This is a genomic window from Acidovorax sp. 69 (genome assembly GCF_002797445.1).
Taxonomy (GTDB): domain Bacteria; phylum Pseudomonadota; class Gammaproteobacteria; order Burkholderiales; family Burkholderiaceae_C; genus Acidovorax.
On the sequence record NZ_PGEP01000001.1, the window covers coordinates 2,286,714 to 2,306,950 of the forward strand.

Annotated in this window: 17 protein-coding genes; 2 read left to right on the plus strand and 15 right to left on the minus strand. The window is 64.0% G+C overall.

Going from position 1 to position 20,237, the window contains the following annotated elements; translation table 11 throughout:
* Positions 1-7 precede the first annotated feature (7 nt).
* Genes CLU85_RS10550 through CLU85_RS10560 form a run of 3 tightly spaced genes read right to left on the minus strand, consistent with a single transcriptional unit; the run spans position 8 to position 2,840 of the window.
* Positions 8-1,312, minus strand: coding sequence for a TRAP transporter large permease (locus tag CLU85_RS10550; RefSeq protein ID WP_100410216.1), 1,305 nt, complete (start codon positions 1,310-1,312; stop codon positions 8-10).
* 17 nt (positions 1,313-1,329) lie between these two features.
* Entirely contained in the window at positions 1,330-1,839 is a 510-nt protein-coding gene (locus CLU85_RS10555) for a TRAP transporter small permease (RefSeq protein WP_100410217.1), read from the minus strand.
* Positions 1,840-1,856: 17 nt separating this feature from the next.
* On the minus strand, positions 1,857-2,840 hold the full coding sequence (locus CLU85_RS10560; protein ID WP_100410218.1) for a TRAP transporter substrate-binding protein: 984 nt from the start codon (positions 2,838-2,840) through the stop codon (positions 1,857-1,859).
* Positions 2,841-3,014: 174 nt separating this feature from the next.
* Here CLU85_RS10560 and CLU85_RS10565 point away from each other — a divergent pair, with 174 nt between their 5' ends.
* The gene (locus CLU85_RS10565; protein ID WP_100410219.1) at positions 3,015-3,548 is read left to right on the plus strand and encodes a winged helix DNA-binding protein; all 534 of its coding nucleotides are present in this window, start codon (positions 3,015-3,017) and stop codon (positions 3,546-3,548) included.
* 91 nt (positions 3,549-3,639) lie between these two features.
* Entirely contained in the window at positions 3,640-7,290 is a 3,651-nt protein-coding gene (locus CLU85_RS10570) for a hydantoinase B/oxoprolinase family protein (RefSeq protein ID WP_100410220.1), read from the plus strand.
* 51 nt (positions 7,291-7,341) lie between these two features.
* On the opposite strand, the gene mnhG is transcribed toward CLU85_RS10570, so the two are convergent.
* The 12 genes from mnhG to CLU85_RS10630 form a co-directional block, all read right to left on the minus strand.
* Positions 7,342-7,728 carry a monovalent cation/H(+) antiporter subunit G gene (mnhG, locus tag CLU85_RS10575; RefSeq protein ID WP_100410221.1) on the minus strand — a complete coding sequence of 129 codons (387 nt, stop codon included), beginning with the start codon at positions 7,726-7,728 and terminating at the stop codon, positions 7,342-7,344.
* On the minus strand, positions 7,725-8,003 hold the full coding sequence (locus tag CLU85_RS10580) for a K+/H+ antiporter subunit F (protein WP_100410222.1): 279 nt from the start codon (positions 8,001-8,003) through the stop codon (positions 7,725-7,727). Before CLU85_RS10580 ends, mnhG begins: the two co-directional genes overlap by 4 nt.
* Positions 8,000-8,551 (minus strand): Na+/H+ antiporter subunit E, encoded by a 552-nt coding sequence (locus tag CLU85_RS10585; RefSeq protein ID WP_100410223.1) that lies wholly within the window; start codon positions 8,549-8,551, stop codon positions 8,000-8,002. Before CLU85_RS10585 ends, CLU85_RS10580 begins: the two co-directional genes overlap by 4 nt.
* Positions 8,551-10,284 (minus strand): monovalent cation/H+ antiporter subunit D, encoded by a 1,734-nt coding sequence (locus CLU85_RS10590; protein ID WP_100410224.1) that lies wholly within the window; start codon positions 10,282-10,284, stop codon positions 8,551-8,553. The genes CLU85_RS10585 and CLU85_RS10590 overlap by 1 nt, the downstream gene beginning before the upstream one ends.
* Positions 10,284-10,649, minus strand: a complete 366-nt coding sequence (locus tag CLU85_RS10595) for a Na+/H+ antiporter subunit C (RefSeq protein WP_100410225.1) — start codon at positions 10,647-10,649, stop codon at positions 10,284-10,286. The genes CLU85_RS10590 and CLU85_RS10595 overlap by 1 nt, the downstream gene beginning before the upstream one ends.
* Entirely contained in the window at positions 10,640-13,597 is a 2,958-nt protein-coding gene (locus CLU85_RS10600; RefSeq protein WP_100410226.1) for a monovalent cation/H+ antiporter subunit A, read from the minus strand. Before CLU85_RS10600 ends, CLU85_RS10595 begins: the two co-directional genes overlap by 10 nt.
* A gap of 115 nt (positions 13,598-13,712) precedes the next feature.
* On the minus strand, positions 13,713-14,171 hold the full coding sequence (locus CLU85_RS10605) for a helix-hairpin-helix domain-containing protein (protein WP_100410227.1): 459 nt from the start codon (positions 14,169-14,171) through the stop codon (positions 13,713-13,715).
* Positions 14,172-14,214: 43 nt separating this feature from the next.
* Positions 14,215-15,372 carry a lipopolysaccharide assembly protein LapB gene (gene lapB, locus CLU85_RS10610; protein ID WP_100410228.1) on the minus strand — a complete coding sequence of 386 codons (1,158 nt, stop codon included), beginning with the start codon at positions 15,370-15,372 and terminating at the stop codon, positions 14,215-14,217.
* Entirely contained in the window at positions 15,362-15,700 is a 339-nt protein-coding gene (locus tag CLU85_RS10615) for a lipopolysaccharide assembly LapA domain-containing protein (protein ID WP_100410229.1), read from the minus strand. Before CLU85_RS10615 ends, lapB begins: the two co-directional genes overlap by 11 nt.
* 120 nt (positions 15,701-15,820) lie before the next feature.
* Positions 15,821-16,171, minus strand: a complete 351-nt coding sequence (locus CLU85_RS10620; protein WP_100410230.1) for an integration host factor subunit beta — start codon at positions 16,169-16,171, stop codon at positions 15,821-15,823.
* A 65-nt stretch (positions 16,172-16,236) separates the two neighbouring features.
* Entirely contained in the window at positions 16,237-17,937 is a 1,701-nt protein-coding gene (gene rpsA / locus CLU85_RS10625; protein ID WP_255409652.1) for a 30S ribosomal protein S1, read from the minus strand.
* Positions 17,938-18,128: 191 nt separating this feature from the next.
* Positions 18,129-20,162: a bifunctional 3-phosphoshikimate 1-carboxyvinyltransferase/cytidylate kinase gene (locus CLU85_RS10630; RefSeq protein ID WP_100410232.1), complete on the minus strand. Its 2,034-nt coding sequence runs from the start codon at positions 20,160-20,162 to the stop codon at positions 18,129-18,131.
* Between the last annotated feature and the right edge of the window lie 75 nt (positions 20,163-20,237).

A 20,237-nucleotide genomic window follows, 5' to 3' on the forward strand; every position in this document is an offset into this window, starting at 1 on the left:
GTTGTTTTCAGCGCGCCGACATCTGCTGTGGCAGCCAGGTCACGATGCCTGGGAAGATATAGAGCAACGCCACGGCACCGCACATGAGCAAAAACATGGGCATGGCCACCTTGGCAATCCAGGGGAGCTGGCGGCCTGTCATGCCCTGCAGCACAAACAGGTTGAAGCCCACGGGCGGTGTGATCTGCGCCATTTCGACCACCAGCACGATGAAGATGCCGAACCAGATGGGGTCGATGCCGGCGGCCTGCACCGTAGGCATCAGCACGCCCATGGTCAGCACCACCATCGAGATGCCGTCCAGGAAGCAGCCCAGAATGATGAAAAACACTGCCAGCGCAGCAATGAGCTGGGCCTTGTTGAGCCCCAGGGACGATATCCATTCCGCCAGATGGCGCGGCAGGCCGATGTAGCCCATGGCCAGTGTGAGGAATGCCGCCCCCGCCAGGATCAGCGCGATCATGCAGTACAGGCGCGTGGCGCCCATCAGCGATTCCTTGAAGGTGCTCCAGCTCATCGAGCCCTGCACGGTCGACAGCACCAGCGATCCCACTACGCCCACCGCTGCCGCCTCGGTGGCGGTGGCAAAGCCGGTGTAAATGGAGCCGAGCACGGCTGCGATCAGCAGCACTACGGGGATCAGGCTGCGTGATTCCGAGAGCTTCTCCATGAAGGTCATTCGGGTGTCGGCGGCCGGAACCTGGTCTGGGTTGCGCAGTGCCCACACCATGATGTAGCCCGAGAACAGGGCTGCCAGCAAGATGCCTGGGAACACCCCGGCAATGAAGAGCTGCGAGATCGACACCTCGGCCGACACGCCGTACACGATCATGATGATCGACGGTGGTATCAACAGGCCCAGCGTGCTGGCACCGGCCAGCGTGCCCACCACCATGTGCTCGGGGTAACCCCGGCGCGTCAGTTCGGGCAGGGTCATCTTGCCGATGGTGGCGCAGGTGGCAGCGCTGGAGCCCGACACGGCAGCAAAGATGGTGCAGCCCACCACGTTGGTGTGCAGCAGCCGACCGGGAAGTGCCTGCACCCAGGGGGCCAGGCCCTTGAACATGTCTTGCGACAGCCGGGTGCGAAACAGGATTTCGCCCATCCAGATGAACAGAGGCAGAGCGGTCAGGGTCCAGCTGGAGGCCGAGCCCCAAATCGTCACGGCCATCGCGTCCCCGGCGGGGCGCGCGGAAAACAGCTGCATGGCGATCCAGGCAACGCCCGAGAGGGTGAGCCCGATCCATACACCGCTGCCCAGAATAAGGAACAGCGACAGTACGAGCAGGCCGGTAATGGCGAGATCACTCATGGTAGGTGGTGCCCGGTTTATTCATTGCGCAATGCTTCGCCCGCGTTGGGCTCCACGCGTTTGCCCATCATCTCCAGCACCAGTTCATCGATGAACGCGATGGCGAGAATCACGGTGCCCAGGGCCATGGCGATTTGAGGAATCCACAGGGGCGTGGCGTCGCTGCCGGTGGAGATGTCGTGAAACTCGTGCGACTGCCAAGCCAGCTTGCAGCTGTACACCGCAAACAGCAGCGCCAGCAGCGAGGCAATGGCCAGTGCCCAGATCTCGAACGCTTTCTTGGCGCCGCCCTTCAAGAAGTTGAGCAGCAGCGTGACGCGGATGTGCTCCCCGCGCTTCAAGGTGTGGGCCAGTGCAAGGAAACCCGCCGCAGCCATCAGGTAGCCTGCGTAGGCATCGGTGCCCGGCACATGGAAGTGGAACTGGCGGCTGGCGATGGACAGCAGCACCATCCCCAGCAGGCCAACCATAAAAAGCGCCGCCAAAGCGGCGGCGCTGTCGTACAGAAAATCAAGCAAACGACGCATGGGCGTGGGTGCCTGGTTTACTTGCGGTAGGCGTCGATCAAGGCCTTGCCTTCAGGGCCGGCCTTGTCCAGCCACTCTTTGAGCATGGTGTCACCCACCTTGGCCATGTCCGCCTTCAGGGCGGCGGAGGGGGCTTCCACGCTCATGCCGTTGGCCTTGAGTTTGGCCACGGTGTCGGTGTTGACCTTGGCGCTGTTGGCCCAGCCGCGCGCTTCGGCGTCAGCACCGGCCTTGAGCAGGGCGTCCTGGCTGGGCTTGTCGAGGGCGTCAAACGCCTTCTTGTTCATCAGCACCGCGTTCTTGGGCAACCAGGCCTGGGTGTCGTAGTAGAACTTGAGGTGCTCGTACAGCTTGCTGTCCACGCCGGTGGCGCCCGAGGTCATGGTCGATTCGACCACGCCCGTGGCCAGGGCCTGCGAGAACTCTGCCGCTTGCACGGTGACGGGTTGCGCGCCCACCAGCTCGGCAATGCGCGCCGTGGCTGGGCTGTAGGCACGCCACTTGATGCCCTTCAGGTCTGCCGCGCTGGCCAGCGGCTTCTTGGTGTAGATGCCTTGGGGTGGCCAGGCCACGGCATACAGCAGCACCATGCCTTGTTCGGCCAGCTTCTTTTCGAGGAAAGGTTTTTGTGCTGCGTAGAGTTTCTTGGAGGCGTCATAACTGTCGGCCAGGAAAGGCAGGCCGTCCACGCCAAACAGTTGCCATTCGTTCTGGAAGTTGGCGAGCAGGATCTCGCCCATCTGTGCCTGGCCACCTTGCACGGCACGCTTGATTTCTGGCGCCTTGAACAGCGCCGCGTTGGCATGCACGGTGATCTTGAGCTTGCCGCCCGTGGCCTTGTCCACATCGCCCGCCATTTGCACCATGTTCTCGGTGTGGAAGTTGGTGGCCGGGTAGGCCGCAGCCAGGTCCCACTTGGTCTGGGCGAAAGCCGAGGTGGCGGACAGGCCCGCAGCCAGGGTCAGGGCGAGTGCGGTGACGGGGAAGATTCGACGCTTCATGGATATTGCTCCGCAGGGTTGGATGTAACAAATCACTGTATCGGAAGTCGATCGAATTGCGATAGGTGTTTTGCCTAAACGCTGACAAATTGCCAACAAATTATCATCGACTTGCCTACAATGCCACATGCATATCCCGTGCCAGTGCCCGTTCAACGCAGGACCGCCATCGCCATGAAAGCTGAAACCAAGCGCCCCAAGATCGACTCTGGCCCCATCGTGTCGTCGGCCCACCTGGTGTCGGCACAAAGCGCGGAGATGAGCGAGTTCGAGTTCGGCCTCATCGTGGCGGGCAATGCCTTTCACCGTTGGGTGGTGCATTGCATGTCGGCCGCAGGGCTCAAGGACCTCACGCCGCTCGATGTGGTGGTGCTGCACCATGTCACGCACCGCGCACGCGACAAACGCCTGGCAGACATCTGCTTCATCATGAATGTGGAAGACACACACCTGGTGAACTACTCGCTCAAAAAGCTGCAGACCTTGGGCGTGGTGGCCTCGCAAAAGAATGGCAAGGAAGTGACTTACGCCGCCACGGACGTGGGCCGCGCGTATGTGCAGCGCTACCGCGAGATCCGCGAAAGTTGCCTGATCGACGCCCTGAACGCCGACGACGCGCTCAACCGCGACATCGGCGAGCTGGCCCGTTTGCTGCGTGTGTTGTCGGGCATGTACGACCAGGCTGCGCGCTCTGCGGCGTCACTGTGACAGTGCGCACTGGGTCCTTAAAATTTGAACAAAAACTGGCTGTAGCGCAATCATTTAAAGCGCTGGCAGCTATTAATTAGATAGCACTACCATGTCCAACCAACCCTCTCCCATGTCCCGCTGGCAGTTCTGGATCGACCGTGGGGGCACGTTCACGGACGTGGTGGGCAAGCGCCCCGACGGCACCCTGGTCACGCACAAGCTGCTGTCCGAAAACCCCGAGCAATACAAAGACGCTGCCGTGGCGGGCATTCGCCATCTGCTGGGCCTCAAGCCCGGTGAGCCCGTGACGCCCGAGCAGGTGGAGTGCGTGAAGATGGGCACCACCGTGGCCACCAACGCGCTGCTGGAGCGCAAGGGCGAGCCCACGCTGCTCATCACCACCAAGGGCTTCAAGGACGCGCTGCGCATTGCCTACCAAAACCGCCCGCGTTTGTTTGACCGCCGCATCGTGCTGCCCGAGCTGCTGTACGAGCGCGTGATCGAGGCGCAGGAGCGTGTGGGCGCGCAGGGCGAGGTGATCGAGCCGCTCGACGAGGCGCACCTCAAGGAGCGCCTGTGGGCTGCGTACGACGCGGGCCTGCGCAGCGCGGCCATTGTGTTCATGCACGGCTACCGCTACACGGCGCACGAGCAAGCCGCAGCGCGCATCGCACGCGAGGCAGGCTTCACGCAGGTGAGTGCCTCCCACGCCACCAGCCCCATGATGAAGTTCGTGAGCCGAGGCGACACCACGGTGGTGGATGCCTACCTGTCGCCCATCCTGCGCCGCTATGTGGACCAGGTGGCCAGCGAGATGCCGGGCGTCAAACTGTTCTTCATGCAGTCGTCGGGCGGGCTGACGGATGCCCAGGTGTTCCAGGGCAAGGACGCGATCCTGTCGGGGCCTGCAGGCGGCATTGTGGGCATGGCGCGCACAGCGGGCCTCGCAGGCCACGACAAGGTCATTGGTTTTGACATGGGCGGCACCAGCACTGACGTGAGTCACTACGCGGGTGAGTTTGAACGCGAGTTTGAAACCCAGGTGGCTGGCGTGCGCATGCGCGCGCCCATGATGAGCATCCACACCGTGGCAGCGGGTGGCGGCTCCATCCTCGGTTTTGACGGCGCGCGGTTCCGGGTCGGCCCCGAGAGCGCGGGCGCCAACCCCGGCCCCGCCAGCTACCGCCGGGGCGGCCCGCTGGCCGTGACGGATGCGAACGTGATGGTGGGCAAGATCCAGCCGGCGCACTTCCCCAAGGTGTTTGGCCATGCGGCCAACGAGGCGCTGGATGGTGACGCGGTGGCGCAGAAGTTTGCCAGCCTGGCCCAACAGACGGGGCGTGTGGGCGAAGATGTGGCCCACGGTTTTATCCAGATCGCCGTGCAGCAGATGGCCAATGCCATCAAGAAAATTAGCGTGGCGCGCGGCTACGACGTGACGCGCTACACGCTGCAATGTTTTGGCGGCGCGGGTGGCCAGCATGCTTGTCTGGTGGCCGATGCATTGGGCATGACGCGCGTGTTTGTGCATCCGCTGGCGGGCGTGCTCAGCGCCTATGGCATGGGCCTGGCCGACCAGAACGTGATCCGCGAACAGGCCATAGAAACCAAACTCGTGCCCGAAGCACTGGCCGGTATTGAGGCGACGCTGGAGCAGTTGGCCACTGCGGCACGCACCGAGCTGGAACGCCAGCAAGCGGGTGCAGGCACTGCGGTGGTGCACCGCCGCGTGCACGTGCGCTATGAGGGCAGTGACTCGGCCCTGATCGTTCCGTTGGGCTCTTTGGCCGAAATCACCGCTGCGTTTGAGAATGCCTACCGCCAGCGCTTTGCGTTCCTCATGCAGGGCAAGGGTCTGGTGGTTGAGGCCGTCTCGGTCGAGGCCGTGGTGCCCGGCGATGCGCCCGTGGAACCACGCCATGCGCTGCAACCCACGCGCGACGTGCCGCGCCGCAGCACGGTGCGCATGTACACCGGCGGCGTGGATGGCGTTGCTGCATGGCACGACGCCGCGCTGGTGGTGCGCGAAGATCTGCGCCCCGGCGACGTGATCCCCGGTCCGGCCATCATTGCGGAGAAGAACGCCACAACAATAGTCGAGCCCGGCTGGGAGGCCGCGCTGACCGACCTGGACCACCTGCTGCTCAACCGCCGCGTGGCGCGCGCCGTGCAGCATGCCGTGGGCACCACGGTGGACCCAGTGCTGCTGGAGGTGTTCAACAACCTGTTCATGAACATCGCCGAGCAGATGGGGTTGCAGCTGCAGAACACCGCGTATTCGGTCAACATCAAAGAGCGGCTCGATTTCAGCTGCGCGCTGTTTGACACCGCGGGCAACCTGATTGCCAACGCGCCCCACATGCCGGTGCACCTGGGCTCGATGGGCGAGAGCATCAAGACGGTGGTGCGTGAGAACGCGGGCAAGATGCAACCCGGTGACGTGTATGTGCTCAACGACCCTTACCACGGCGGCACGCATCTGCCGGACATCACGGTGATCACCCCGGTCTACATTGCCGACGAAGCGGAGCCCACGTTCTATGTGGGCAGTCGGGGCCACCACGCGGACGTGGGCGGCACCACGCCGGGCTCCATGCCACCGTTCTCCACGCGCATCGAGGAAGAGGGCGTGCAGATCAACAACGTGAAGCTCGTGGAGCGCGGTGTGCTGCGTGAGGCAGAGATGATTGCGCTGCTCGAAAGCGGCGAGTACCCCAGTCGCAATCCCCAGCAGAACATGGCCGACCTGCGCGCGCAGATTGCCGCCAACGAAAAAGGGCAGCAGGAGCTGCGCCGCATGGTGGGCGAGTTTGGGCTCGATGTCGTGCAGGCCTACATGCGCCATGTGCAGGACAACGCAGAAGAGTCGGTGCGCCGCGTCATCACGCGCCTGAAGGATGGTGCGTTCACCTTGCCGCTGGACAACGGCGCGCAGATCAGCGTAGCCGTGAAGGTGGATGCAGCGAGCCGCAGCGCCACCATCGACTTCACCGGCACCAGCCCGCAGCAGACCAACAACTTCAACGCCCCCACGGCGGTGTGCATGGCGGCGGTGCTGTATGTGTTCCGCACGCTGGTGGACGATGACATTCCACTGAACGCGGGGTGCCTGAAGCCGCTGAACGTCATCATCCCGCCGGGCAGCATGCTCAACCCCAACCCTCCGGCCTCGGTGGTGGCGGGCAATGTGGAAACGTCCACCTGCATCACCAACGCGCTGTATGGCGCCTTGGGCCTGATGGCGGCGGGGCAGTGCACCATGAACAACTTTACCTTTGGCAGCACGCGCTACCAGTATTACGAGACGATCTCGGGCGGCAGCGGCGCGGGCGGCGTGTGGGATGCCAACGGGCAGCTCACTGGCGGCTTTGCAGGCACCAGCGTCGTGCAATGCCACATGACCAACTCGCGCCTGACGGACCCCGAGGTGCTGGAGTTCCGCTTCCCCGTGCGGCTGGAGGGCTACGAGATTCGCAAGGGCTCGGGCGGCGCCGGGCAGTACAAGGGCGGTGACGGTGGCATCCGCCGCGTGCGCTTTCTGGAGCCGATGACGGCCAGCATTTTGTCGAACGGCCGCCACCATGGCGCGTTTGGCATGGCGGGCGGCCAGCCGGGCGCGGTGGGCATCAACAAGGTGGTGCGCAGCGATGGCCGGGTGGAGCTGCTGGACCACATCGGGCAGGCCGAGATGCTGCCGGGCGATGTGTTTGAAATCCACACGCCGGGCGGCGGCGGGTTTGGTGTGGCAGGGCAGAAATAATAGAGAAAACCTCTGCAGGCGCATATTCCATAAGCGCCTGCAGCTATGAAATCAGGAGTCTTTGGTTTCTGTGCTCACGCGCGGTTGACTCAGGCTGGGCGGTACATCCTGCCCCGCCTGCCGCGCACGGAACAGCGCCGCGCGCATCAGGAAGATCGACATCACCGGCACTGTGATCGCCACGAACACCGCGATCAGCAGCGCATGCAGCGCCAGGCCACCATCGGCCACCGAGAAGTACAGCACCGTGCCATGCATGATCAGCCAGCAGCCCAGTGTGGCAATGATGGATGGGGCGTGCACGCGTTCAAAAAAAGTGGGCAAGCGCAGCAAGCCGATGGAGCCGAGCAGAGCAAGCGCAGCACCCGCCAGCACTAGCAAGGCCACGATGATTTCGAGCCACAGCGGAAGAACAGCGGTGGTGGCGGCTTCGGTCATTCGATCACCTCGCCGCGCAGCAGAAACTTGGCCATGGCCATGGAGCCGACAAAGCTGAACAGTGCCAGCAGCAGTGCGGCCTCGAAATAGTTTTTGCTGCCGTACAGCAGGCCCAGCACCAGCATCACCAGCATGCCGCTCAGGTACATGCAGTCGAGCGCCAGCACACGGTCCTGCGCCGAGGGCCCTTTGAGCAGACGGATCAGGGCGCAGCCCATGGCCAGTGCGAGCATGAACAGCGCCACCGGCAAGGCCCAATCAAGCACAGGGGTCATTCGAATATCTCCATGAGGGGGCGCTCGTAGCGCTGTTTCACTGCCGCAGCGATGGCGTCGGCGTCGTCCAGCTCCAGCACGTGCAGCAGCAGCATGCTGCGGTCCAGCGATATTTCGGCCCAGGCTGTGCCAGGCGTGATGCACACGATCATCGCCAGCACGGCCAGCGCATTGGGGTCGCGCACATCGAGCGGAATGTGCACAAAACCCGCCGGGTGCCGCCGGTGGCCGGGTGTCAGCAGCAGCCGCGCTATGGCCAGGTTGGACTGCACCGTGTCGGCCACTACCGCGAGCGCCAGGCGCAACACGGTGCCCGGTTTGCGGATGCGCACCGGCAGCGGGCGCAGCCCTGCGGTGAGCAGCGGGATGGCCACCGCCAGCACGGAGCCCAGTACGAAGTGGCCCGCGCTCAGGCTTCGGTTGAGCAGCAGCCACAGGCCCAGCAGTGCGAGCGAGAGCAGCGGAGCTGGCACCACCCGCCGCAGCCAGTGGGGGCGCGGCAGCGGGGCCTGGTCACCCGGGGCAGCAGGGTTGCGGGGCTTGGTCATCAAGGTGTTCCCCCAGGTATGGCGGGCACTGAGGGTGCAGTGGGCGCGGCAGCAGGGGCCACCGGGGCAGCCGTCATCACGGCACGCACGTAGATCGCGGGTGCGTGCAGGGCATCGGCCGTTGCCTGCGTGTAGCGCATCACGGCACCGGCCTGCCATACCAGCGCAGCGCAGGCCAGCAGCAACAGGGCGATGGGCAGACCTTCCAGCACCAGCAACTGGGGCGATGGCCTGCCTGGGGTCGACCAGAAGTGGCGTATGCCCGCCCGTGTCAGCGCCAGCAGCGCCAGCAGACCGGAACCGACCAGCAGCACCACCAACATCCAGCCCGCAGCGCCCAGTCGAAAGCCTTGGGACGCGCCCAGCCCCAGCGGGTTGAGCAGCGCATGGATCATGGCGAACTTGCCCACGAAACCGGGCAGTGGGGGCAGGCCTGCAATGACCAAGGTACAGGCGATGAATGCCAGCCCCAGGAAGGCCGCCGCAGCGGGGATGACCTGGCCGATCAGTGCCTGTTCCTTGTCGTCAAGGTTCATGCCTGTGGTGGGCACCAGATCGGCCGACAGGAACGGGGCATCGTCGGTCTGCTCGTAGGGGGCAAGGTTGGCGCCGTGGTTGCGCCACCGGTCGATCAGGTCCGTGAGTAAAAACAGCGCGCTCACGGCCAAAGTGGAACTGAGCAGGTAATACAGCAAACCGCCCGTGAGCAGGTTCTGCCCAAAGCCCACGGCGGCCAGCAGCGTGCCCGACGACAGGATGGCTGCAAAACCTGCCAGATGCCCCAGGCGCTGTGAGCCCAACATGCCAATGGCCCCAAAAGCCATCGTGAGCATGCCACCGCCAATGAGCCACTGGCTGCCAAACTGGGCCGAATCACCGGCCTCCGGGCCAAACAGCAGCGTCCACAGCCGCAGCACGCTGTACACGCCCACCTTGGTCATCAGCGCAAACAGCGCACCCACGGGCGCCGTGGCCGCGCTGTAGGCAGGCACCAGCCAGAAGTTCAGCGGCCATACGGCGGCCTTGATGAGAAACGCCACGGCCAGGATGGCGGCGGCGGCATGCAGAAGGCCGCGGTCTGCGGCGGCTACACCGGCCATGCTCTGCGCAAGGTCGGCCATGTTCAGCGTGCCGGTGATGCCATACAGCATCGACACACCGATGAGAAACAGCGACGAGGCAGCGAGGTTGATGGCGATGTAGTGCAGGCCCGCCGAAACGCGCGGGCGGCCAGAACCGTGCAGCAGCAGGCCGTAAGACGCGGCCAGCATGATCTCGAAGAACACGAACAGGTTGAACAGGTCGGCTGTGAGAAAGGCTCCAGCCAGCCCCATGAGCTGGAACTGGAACAGCGGGTGAAAGTGCACCCCCGCCCGGTGCCAGCGTGCTGCGGAGAAAAGTACCGTGGCCAGCGCGACGGTGCTGGTCAGCACCAGCATCATGGCCGACAGCCGGTCGATGGCCAGCACGATGCCATAGGGCGCGGGCCAGTTTCCGGGCAGGTACACCCCCAGACTGGTTTGCACACCGGGCTCCTTGGCCTGTACCAGCAGCAGCACCGCCACCACCAGGCCCAGAAACGTCGCCACGATGTTGAGCGTGACCTTGGTGCGCTGGCGTTCTTCGCGCAACAGCAGCATCAACCCTGCGGCGACCATCGGCACTGCGATGGGCGCGAAGATGAGGTGTGGCATCAGCAGTGCCGTGACGGACGCGGTGAAACTGGTCTCCATTACGGCATTTCCTGCGAATCTTTGGCGCGGGTGCCGTCCACATGGTCGGTGCCTGACATGCCACGCGAAGCCAGCAGCACCACGAGGAAGAGGGCGGTCATGGCAAAGCCGATCACGATGGCTGTGAGTGTGAGCGCCTGGGGCATGGGGTCGGCATAGTGGGCCAGGTCTTGTGGCACGCCGGGCTGCAGCACGGGCTCCTTGTCAATCGCCAGGCCCAGGCGGCCCATGCTGAAGATGAAAAGGTTGACCGCATACGACAGCAGCGACAGGCCCATGATGACCTGGAAGGTGCGCGGGCGCAGCAGCAGCCACACGCCAGAGCCGGTGAGCACGCCGATGGCCAGGGCCAGAATCAGTTCCATGGGCTTTCTCCTGGTGTGGTGGCGGCGCCAGTGGTGGCCTGCGCTTCATCGGAGGCGCGCGCATGGTTGTAGCGGTGGCTGCGCACCGACTGGTGGGCGATGCCGGTGAGGATGAGCATGGTGGAACCCACCACCAGGGTGAACACGCCGATGTCAAAAAACAGCGCGCTGGCCAGATGAATTTCACCCACCAAGGGCAGCGAAAAGTGCGCCGTATGGCTGGTCAGGAACGGATAGCCCCAGGCCAGCGCGCCCAAGCCGGTGGCCAGCGCCGTCAGAAGCCCCACGCCGATCCAGCGGCGCGGGTAGAGCGGCAGGTGGGCCTCGACCCACGAAGTGCCCGACACAATGTATTGCAGCAGCAGCGCCACCGAAAACACCAACCCCGCCACAAAGCCACCGCCGGGCTCGTTGTGGCCGCGCATGAACATGTACACCGCCACCAGCGTGGCAAAGGGCAGCATCAGCCGCACCAGCACGGCAGGCACCATGAGGTAGCCCACAGCGGTGTCGGCGGTCTGGCGCGGGTTGGACAGGTCGGTGTCCACGTCCGCCGGCAGGGCGCGTTGCTGTGGCGGCAAATCCATCACCTCGCGCGCAGGCCGAAAGCGCCGCAACAGCGCATACACAGTGAGTGCCACGATGCCCAGCACCACGATCTCGCCAAAGGTGTCAAAGCCCCGGAAGTCCACCAGCATCACGTTGACCACGTTGGTGCCGCCGCCTTCGGTCAAAGCACGCTCCAGGAAAAAGGTGGAGGTGCTGTCGGGAAAGGGGCGGCTCATCATTGCGAACGACAGCAGGGCCATGCCGGCACCGGCGGTCAGCGTCAGCGCCAGATCGCGGTAGCGGCGCAATTGTGTGAGCCGTTCTTCAGCGAGCGTGGGTACGCGCAGGCTTTCGTCGCGCCGGGGCAGCCAGCGCAGGCCCAGCAGGATGAGGATGGTGGTCACCACCTCCACCACAATCTGCGTGAGGGCCAGGTCGGGCGCCGAGAACCACAGGAAGGTCAGGCACACGCACAGGCCCGCCCCACCCAGCAGGGTCAAGGCTGCCAGCCGGTGGTATTTGGCCTGCCATGCCGCAGCCACGGCACACAGGGCGCCCAGCAACCACAGGAGTGCAAAGGAGGGCGATAGCGGCAGTTGCACTCGATCGCCAATAGGCAACCCGCGTGCCCACAGGGGCAGGGTGCCTGCTATCAGTGCTGCGCTTAGCAGCCACAGCATCTGCCACTGCAGCCGGCCCGTACCCAGCAGGCGGCGGCCATTACGACCCGCGAGGGTGACAACCGTCAACATTCCTTCGAACAGGCGCTGGCCATGGATGTGGTGCATGACCGGCGGTGCGTCCAGCGTGCCTTTGGCGCGTTGTCTGCGCAGCACGGCATACAACACAATACCGCCCCCCAAAGCCACCAGGCTCATGACAAACGGCGTGTTGAATCCGTGCCAGACCGCCAGGCTGTAAGTGGGCAATTCACCCCCCACCACCGGCCGAGCAGCGGCGGCCAGAAAGGCCCCCACCGACCAGGCTGGCAGCGTGCCCACTACCAGGCACGCGAGCACCAGCAGCTCGACCGGCACACGCATCCAATGCGGCGGCTCGTGGGGTGGGCGCGGCAGGTCGGTGGCAGGCGGACCCCAGAACACATCCACGGTGAAGCGCAGCGAATACGCCACGCTGAACATGCCTGCCACAGTGGCAGCCACAGGCAGCAGCCATTCCAGCATCGGCGTGGTGTTCACATACACCGTCTCGGCAAAAAACATTTCCTTGGACAGAAACCCGTTGAGCAGTGGCACGCCCGCCATGGCCGCACTGGCCACCATGGCCAGCGTGGCGGTGATGGGCATCATCTTGCGCAGCCCGGACAGGCGCCGTATGTCGCGCGTGCCACTTTCATGGTCCACGATGCCCACGGCCATGAAGAGCGATGCCTTGAAAGTGGCATGGTTCATGATGTGGAACACGGCGGCCACGGCAGCCAGCGGGCTGTTCAGGCCCAGCAGGAGCGTGATGAGGCCCAGGTGCGAGATGGTGGAGTAGGCCAACAGCCCTTTGAGGTCGTTCTGGAACATGGCCGCGTAGCCCCCCACCAGCAGCGTGCACAGACCGGCACCGCCCACCAGCCAGAACCATTGCTCGGTGCCCGCCAGCGCGGGCCACAGGCGCGCCATCAAAAACACGCCCGCCTTGACCATGGTGGCCGAGTGCAGGTAGGCCGATACCGGTGTCGGCGCCGCCATGGCGTGGGGCAGCCAGAAGTGGAAGGGGAATTGGGCGCTTTTGGTCAGTGCCCCCAGCAGGATCAGCACCAGCGCCGTCAGGTACAGCGGATGCGCCTTGATGAGCGCCCCTGCGGCCAGCACGTGATCGAGGTCATAGCTGCCCACGATGTGGCCCAGCACCAGCATGCCTGCCAGCATGGCCAGGCCCCCCGTGCCCGTGACGGTCAGCGCCATGCGCGCGCCGCGCCGCGCATCCTTGCGGTGGTGCCAGTAGCCGATCAGCAAGAACGAGAACAGGCTGGTCAACTCCCAGAAGAAAGCAATCTGGATGATGTTGCCCGACAGCACCACGCCCGCCATGGCGCCCATGAACGCCAGGAAAAACGAGAAGAAGCGCGGCACCGGGTCGGCCGCCGACATGTAGTAGCGCGCATACAGCACCACCAGGCTGCCCACGCCCAGCACCAGCATGCAGAACATCCAGGCGAAGCCATCCATGCGAATGACGAGGTTCAGGCCCAGCGCAGGGAGCCAGGTCAGCTCCTGCCGAATCACCCCGCCATCGGCAATGTCCGGGAAGTAGAGCGCTGCCTGCACCGTGCAGAACAGCGCGATGAGCCCTGCCAGCGTGGACTCGGTGTTGCGGGCATTGGCGGGCAACACTGCCGCCAGCAGGCTGCCGATGAAGGGGAGGAGGATGAGGGTGATCAGGGGCATGCGCAAACGATTTTAGGGGCAGCCCCTAAAAACCCTGCCCAGCCCCTGCTGTTGCGTCGGTGATGGCTTCAAAAAACAAGCCCGCTGGAGCGGGCTTGCAGCTTGCCGAGTGTGCTTAGTTTTTGCTAGCGCTGGTGGCCGGTGCGGGCGCAGGGGCTGCCGGTGCAGACGCAGCCGTTGCAGTGGTTGGGGCGATCACCGGTGTGGCCGTTTCCTTGCCCGTGCTGCCACGGGTCTTGTGATCCGCCGCCTGGGGGTTGGTGCGCTTCTTGTTGTTCTTGGCCTCGGCCTTGGCGGCGGCAGCCGCACTGTACTTCTTTCCGTTGACGGTCAAGCCTTCTTTGGAGAAGTTCACGGCGCTTTTGTTGCCCACACCGCCCACGCGGCCGATGAAGTCGCTCCAATCCTTGAACGGTGCGCCCTTGCGCTCTTCCAGGATGCGGCCCGACAGGCTGGGTCCGATGCCCTTGATGCCGTCGAGTTCGGCCTCTGTGGCAGTGTTCACGTCTACGGCGGCGATCGCGGCGGTGGCCAGCAGCATGGCGAGCAAGAGGGTCAGCAGTTTTTTCAACATGGGGGAGGTCCTTGGCGGTGCGGTGGAGCCTGGAGTGGGTGGGTCAGAGTTCTTCGACGCGGCGTGCGGGGTAGCTGTCCCAGGTCTGGCAGCCGGGGCATTGCCAGAAATGCTGGCGTGCCTCGAAGCCGCAGGCTGCGCAGCGGTAGCGTGTGAGGGGTTTGACCGCATGGTCGAGTGCGCGCTGGATCTGGGGGTGGAACTCCTCGTGTTCCAGCTTTTCGGTGGCCAGCCATTTCGCGGCGGCGACCAGAGAGCGTTCCTTGTCCAGGTGCTCCACATAGCGTTGCCGCGCTGATCCACGGGTGGCTTCGTCGGCCGTCTCCATGGCGACCATGCTTTCCAGTACATCCAGCGAGGGAGCCTGCGCATAGTGTGTCTGCAGCAGGGCGTGGACTTCACTGGTGCGCCCGGAGGCCGTGGCGGCCTCCACCATCAGCGGTGCAGCCAGGGGCAGCGCCGCAGGGTTGCGTTCACCCAGAGTCTTGAGCGTGGCCAGTACGGCAGCGGGCTGGCCCATCAGGCGTTGAAGCCGCGCCAGCTCGATGCGGGCGCGCGCCGCCTCAGGGGCGGCGTCCACGGCCTGCTCCAGCAGCGCCTGGGCGGCGGGCAGATCGCCCTGTGCGGTCTGCGCCAGAGCCTGCTCGCACAGGTAGTGCGCCTGCCGCGTGCTGAAGTCACCCTGGTCGGCGTCGTGCATCTTGCGGGCAATGGTGGCTGCATGGGGCCAGTCGCGCGAGCGTTCGTAGATCGCCAGCAAGGCCAGGCGGGCCTGGGGTTCGAAGGGGGTGCCCTCCAGGCGGTGCAGGGCATCTTCCGCACGGTCGAGCAGGCCGGCCTTGAGAAAATCCAGCGCCAGCGCGTGTTGGGCGCGCTCGCGGTCTGTGCGGCTGAGGTCGCCGCGCGACAGCAGGTGTTCATGCACACGCACGGCCCGGTCATATTCGCCCCGGCGGCGGAACAGGTTGCCCAGGGCGAAGTGCAGCTCCGAGGTGTCGGGGTCGTTCTGCACGGCCTCGATGAAGGCGTCGATGGCCTGGTCCTGCTGTTCGTTGAGCAGGAAGTTCAGTCCTTTGAAATACGCTTTGGGGGCCCGGCGGTTTTCTGCGCGCAACTGGCGCAGGTCAAAGCGTGATGCCAGCCAGCCCAGCACGAAGGCCAGTGGCAGGCCCAGCAGAATCCAGCTGAGGTCAAATTCCATGGATCGAGGGCAGGTCAGGAGGTGGTGGGGGCGCGGAGGGCGTGCCGTTGCTGGTAGCTGCCGTTGTCTGCACCGGAGCGGGTTTGGCGACGGCCGCAGCCGCCTGGGCGCGGCGGGCTGCAGTGCGGTGCCGCCACCAGCGAGGCACCATACCCAGCACACCCACGGCGAGCCCGGCTGAGAAGGCTGTCAGCACCACCAGCACCAGCGGGGCGCGCCACTGTGTGCCAAAGAAAAAATGCACGGTCGCGTCTTGCTGGTTATTCAGCGCGAAAGCGAAGAGCGTAAAAAAAATGGCTGCCTTGAGCAGCCACAGGAGGTATTTCATCGGTCTCCCCAGTGGTGGGGCGATTCTAAGAGCTTGCGCACACGCCCTGTCGCAGGCTGGTGTAGCGCTGGAATTGATCAAAAGGGCTTCAAGCGCTTATTCATCAAGCGCGTGCAGCTATCAATTTTGATTTGGTGGGGCCGAAGTTACCAGGGTCTTTTCTTCCATTTCGGCGGTGCGCTTGTCTACGGCTTCGCGCAGAGCCTTGCCAGGCTTGAAGTGGGGTACGCGTTTTTCAGGAATCGCCACAGCCTCGCCACTGCGTGGATTGCGGCCCATGCGGGGAGGGCGGTGGTTGACCGAGAAGCTGCCAAAACCCCGGATCTCGATGCGGTGCCCGCGCACCAGGGCTTCACCCACGGCGTCAAGAATGGTCTTGACGGCGTATTCGGCATCGCGGTGGGTGAGCTGGCCAAACCGAGCGGCCAGGTCTTCAACGAGGTCTGAGCGGGTCATGGAGTCTTGAGGCATAGGCTTCTAAATGAAGAGCGGGCGCACAAGGCGCCCGCTGTCTGACCGTTTAACGGGTCAGTGCTTTACTTTTCCGAGTTGTCCAGCTTGGCGCGCAGCAGAGCGCCCAGGCTGGTCGTGCCGGCGCTTTCGCGGCTCGATTGCTGGCTCAGGTTGGCCATGGCGCCTTGTTCGTCAGCCATGTCCTTCTGCTTGATCGACAACTGGATGTTGCGGGTCTTGCGATCCACATTGACCACCACAGCAGTGACTTCGTCGCCTTCCTTGAGCACGTTGCGGGCATCTTCCACACGGTCGCGGGAGATTTCCGAAGCGCGCAGGTAGCCGATGATGTCTTCGCCGAGGTCGATTTCAGCGCCACGGGCATCCACGGTCTTGACCTTGCCGGTCACCGTTTGGCCCTTGTCGTTCACGGTCACGAAGGTCGTGAATGGGTCGCCGTCGAGCTGCTTGATGCCCAGGGAGATGCGTTCGCGGTCCACGTCCACAGCCAACACGATGGCTTCGACTTCTTGGCCCTTCTTGTAGTTGCGAACAGCGGCTTCGCCGGTTTCGTTCCAAGACAGGTCGGACAAGTGCACCAGGCCGTCGATGCCGGCAGCCAAGCCCACGAACACGCCGAAGTCGGTGATCGACTTGATCGGACCCTTGACGCGGTCACCGCGCTTCGTGTCCTGGGCGAATTCTTGCCATGGGTTGGCCTTGCACTGCTTCATGCCCAGGCTGATGCGGCGCTTGTCTTCGTCGATTTCCAGAACCATGACTTCGACTTCGTCACCCAGCGAAACCAGCTTGGCGGGAGCGATGTTCTTGTTGGTCCAGTCCATTTCAGACACGTGCACCAGGCCTTCGATGCCGGGTTCGAGTTCGACGAACGCGCCGTAGTCGGCAATGTTCGTGATCTTGCCGAACAGGCGGGTCGATTGTGGATAGCGGCGGTTCACGCCCATCCATGGGTCGTCGCCCATTTGCTTCAGACCCAGCGAGACACGGTTCTTTTCGGTGTCGAACTTGAGGATCTTGGCGGTGATTTCCTGGCCAGCCGTCACGACTTCAGAAGGGTGACGGACACGGCGCCATGCCATGTCGGTGATGTGCAGCAGGCCGTCGATGCCGCCCAGGTCCACGAACGCACCGTATTCGGTGATGTTCTTGACCACGCCTTGAACGATGGAGCCTTCCTTCAGGGTTTCCATCAGCTTGGCGCGCTCTTCGCCCATGGAAGCTTCCACCACAGCGCGGCGGCTCAGCACCACGTTGTTGCGCTTGCGGTCCAGCTTGATGACCTTGAATTCCATGGTCTTGTTTTCGTACGGCGTCAGATCCTTGATCGGACGGGTATCGATCAGCGAACCGGGCAGGAAAGCGCGGATGCCGTTGACCAGAACGGTCAGACCGCCCTTGACCTTGCCGCTGGTCGTGCCAGTGACGAATTCGCCGGATTCGAGGGCCTTTTCCAGGCTCATCCACGAAGCCAGACGCTTGGCCGTGTCGCGCGACAGGATGGTGTCGCCGTAGCCGTTTTCGATGGAGCCAATGGCCACCGACACGAAGTCACCCACTTGGACTTCGAGTTCGCCCTTGTCGTTCTTGAACTCTTCCAGCGGCACGTAGGCTTCGGACTTGAGGCCAGCGTTGACCACGACGAAGTTGTGCTCGACGCGCACGACTTCAGCAGTGATGACTTCGCCTGGGCGCATTTCCGTACGCGTCAAGGATTCTTCAAAAAGGGCGGCAAAAGATTCGGACATGTGTTTCCTTGCCACAAACAGGATTCCAGTAGCACTATTGCTACTGTTTTTATAGCTGCTTGCGGTGGTTTTTTGCGGTGAAACCGCGGGTTAGGTTAAAAGATCCAGACCACCTGGGCGCTGGCGCGCGAGAGGGGCGGTATGGGCCTGTTGCAAGGCCTTTCGGCTTGCTGGGGGCCAGATGATGAGAAATGGCCCCGCACTTTTCAACCTTGCGCAGGCACTGCGAAAGGTTGGCGCTCTTGCCACCAGGCCAACACCTGCTCGACGGCTTCATCAATCGTCAAGGTGGAGTTGTCCAGGACCAGAGCGTCCTGCGCGGGCTTGAGAGGTGCAACGCTGCGGGTGCTGTCCCGGGCGTCGCGCGCTTCCAGATCTGCGCGAAGGTCTTCGATACTAGCTGAAAAACCCTTTGAAATCAACTGTTTATAACGGCGCTCGGCGCGGCAGGCGGCGCTGGCCGTGAGATACACCTTCAAAGGGGCCTCAGGGAAGATCACGGTGCCCATGTCGCGTCCGTCGGCCACCAGGCCCGGAAGGCGCTGAAAGCTGTGCTGCAGGTCCACCAGGGCCGTGCGCACGGCGGGCAGGGCGGACACGCGGGAGGCGTTCATGCCGGCTTCTTCGGTGCGGATGGCGTCGGTCACATCGTCGCTGCCAAGCAGCACCCGACCGTCTTCAAAGCGCACGGGCAAGGTTTGGGCCATGGTTGCGATGCGCGCCTCGTGGTCTGTATCAATGGCCAGGCCCGCGCGCAGCGCGGCCAGGGCGGTGATGCGGTACATTGCGCCCGAGTCGAGAAAACGGTAGCCCAGACGCTGCGCCACTGCAGCCGCCACCGTCCCCTTGCCTGAAGCTGTGGGTCCGTCGATGCAGATCACCGGGATGCGCGCAGTTTGCACCTGCGCGACGGAAAACAGGGCTTCAAAATAGTCCGGGAAGGTCTTGGCGACACATTTGGGGTCTTCGATGCGCACCGGCAGGCGGGCCGGATTGAACGCGGCGAGCGAGAAACACATGGCCACTCGGTGGTCGTCGTAGGTGTGAATGCTGGCGGCGTTCCAGTCTGCGGCCTGGGCGGGGGGGATGACGCGGATGAAGTCCGCGCCTTCCTCCACCGTGGCGCCGAGTTTGCGCAGTTCGGTGGCCATGGCGGCGATGCGGTCGGTTTCCTTCACGCGCCAGCTGGCAATGTTGGTCAGCGTGGTGGTGCCCTTTGCATACAAAGCCATCACGGCCAGGGTCATGGCCGCATCTGGAATGTGGTTGCAATCGAGGTCAATGGCCTGGAGGGGCCAGGCGCCGCGCTCGATGTGTAGCCAGTTGGGACCGCCGGTGATCACGGCGCCCATGGCGCGGGCCGCTTCCACAAAACGGATGTCACCCTGAATCGAATCCAGGCCCACACCTTGGATTTTGATGCCTTTTTGATCGCTACCGCTGGTTGTGATTGCACCAAGCGCTATGAAATAGCTAGCGGATGAGGCGTCTGCCTCCACATGGATGCTGCCAGGCGATTGGTAGCGGCTGCCCGCGGCAATGGTGAATTGCTGCCAGTTCTGGTGTTCGACCACGATGCCAAAGCGCGACAGCAACTGCAGCGTGATGGCAATGTAAGGTTTGGAGATCAATTCACCGACCACTTCAATCACTATGGCCTGCGTGCCCGCCGCCAGTGGCAGCGCCATGAGCAGGGCAGTGAGGAATTGGCTGGAGACGTCGCCGCGCACGCGGATGGGCTCGGCCAGTGCCAGGGCCGGGACACCCTGTGCATGCGCGATGCGCAGGGGAGGGTAGCCCTCGTTGCCCAGATAGTCGATCTGACAACCCAGTTGGCGCAGGGCATCGACCAGATCGCCAATGGGGCGTTCGTGCATGCGCGGCACGCCCGCCAGCTCGAACTCGCCGCCCAGCAGTGCCAGCGCGGCCGTGAGGGGGCGCATGGCCGTGCCGGCATTGCCCATGAAGAGTTGGGCGGGCGACTGGGGCGCACGGCCGCCCAGGCCTGTGATGTGCACGGTGCTGCCCGCCGTTTCATCCACGGTGCAGCCGATCTGGCGCAGCGCATCCAGCATCACGCGGGTGTCGTCGGAGGCCAGCAGGTCGTGCACGGTCGTGGTGCCGCTGCTCAGGGCCGCCAGCAAAAGCACGCGGTTGGAGATGCTCTTGGAGCCGGGCAGGTGGACTTCGCCCGCAGCGGCTTGCAGGGGGGGAAGGTCAAGGAATGCGGTGCTGTACATGGTTATCTCTTGTCCGTTAGCGCAAGCGCTCGACGCAACTGGCGCGTGCCAGGCCAGTGCCACCATGGAACTGGC

What these genes read in the sequence shown, in the direction of transcription:
- CLU85_RS10550 (WP_100410216.1), bottom strand. Translation starts at nt 1,312, where the DNA reads ATGAGTGATCTCGCCATTACCGGCCTGCTCGTACTGTCGCTGTTCCTT.
- CLU85_RS10555 (WP_100410217.1), bottom strand. Translation starts at nt 1,839, where the DNA reads ATGCGTCGTTTGCTTGATTTTCTGTACGACAGCGCCGCCGCTTTGGCG.
- CLU85_RS10560 (WP_100410218.1), bottom strand. Translation starts at nt 2,840, where the DNA reads ATGAAGCGTCGAATCTTCCCCGTCACCGCACTCGCCCTGACCCTGGCT.
- CLU85_RS10565 (WP_100410219.1), top strand. Translation starts at nt 3,015, where the DNA reads ATGAAAGCTGAAACCAAGCGCCCCAAGATCGACTCTGGCCCCATCGTG.
- CLU85_RS10570 (WP_100410220.1), top strand. Translation starts at nt 3,640, where the DNA reads ATGTCCAACCAACCCTCTCCCATGTCCCGCTGGCAGTTCTGGATCGAC.
- mnhG (WP_100410221.1), bottom strand. Translation starts at nt 7,728, where the DNA reads ATGACCGAAGCCGCCACCACCGCTGTTCTTCCGCTGTGGCTCGAAATC.
- CLU85_RS10580 (WP_100410222.1), bottom strand. Translation starts at nt 8,003, where the DNA reads ATGACCCCTGTGCTTGATTGGGCCTTGCCGGTGGCGCTGTTCATGCTC.
- CLU85_RS10585 (WP_100410223.1), bottom strand. Translation starts at nt 8,551, where the DNA reads ATGACCAAGCCCCGCAACCCTGCTGCCCCGGGTGACCAGGCCCCGCTG.
- CLU85_RS10590 (WP_100410224.1), bottom strand. Translation starts at nt 10,284, where the DNA reads ATGGAGACCAGTTTCACCGCGTCCGTCACGGCACTGCTGATGCCACAC.
- CLU85_RS10595 (WP_100410225.1), bottom strand. Translation starts at nt 10,649, where the DNA reads ATGGAACTGATTCTGGCCCTGGCCATCGGCGTGCTCACCGGCTCTGGC.
- CLU85_RS10600 (WP_100410226.1), bottom strand. Translation starts at nt 13,597, where the DNA reads ATGCCCCTGATCACCCTCATCCTCCTCCCCTTCATCGGCAGCCTGCTG.
- CLU85_RS10605 (WP_100410227.1), bottom strand. Translation starts at nt 14,171, where the DNA reads ATGTTGAAAAAACTGCTGACCCTCTTGCTCGCCATGCTGCTGGCCACC.
- lapB (WP_100410228.1), bottom strand. Translation starts at nt 15,372, where the DNA reads ATGGAATTTGACCTCAGCTGGATTCTGCTGGGCCTGCCACTGGCCTTC.
- CLU85_RS10615 (WP_100410229.1), bottom strand. Translation starts at nt 15,700, where the DNA reads ATGAAATACCTCCTGTGGCTGCTCAAGGCAGCCATTTTTTTTACGCTC.
- CLU85_RS10620 (WP_100410230.1), bottom strand. Translation starts at nt 16,171, where the DNA reads ATGCCTCAAGACTCCATGACCCGCTCAGACCTCGTTGAAGACCTGGCC.
- CLU85_RS10630 (WP_100410232.1), bottom strand. Translation starts at nt 20,162, where the DNA reads ATGTACAGCACCGCATTCCTTGACCTTCCCCCCCTGCAAGCCGCTGCG.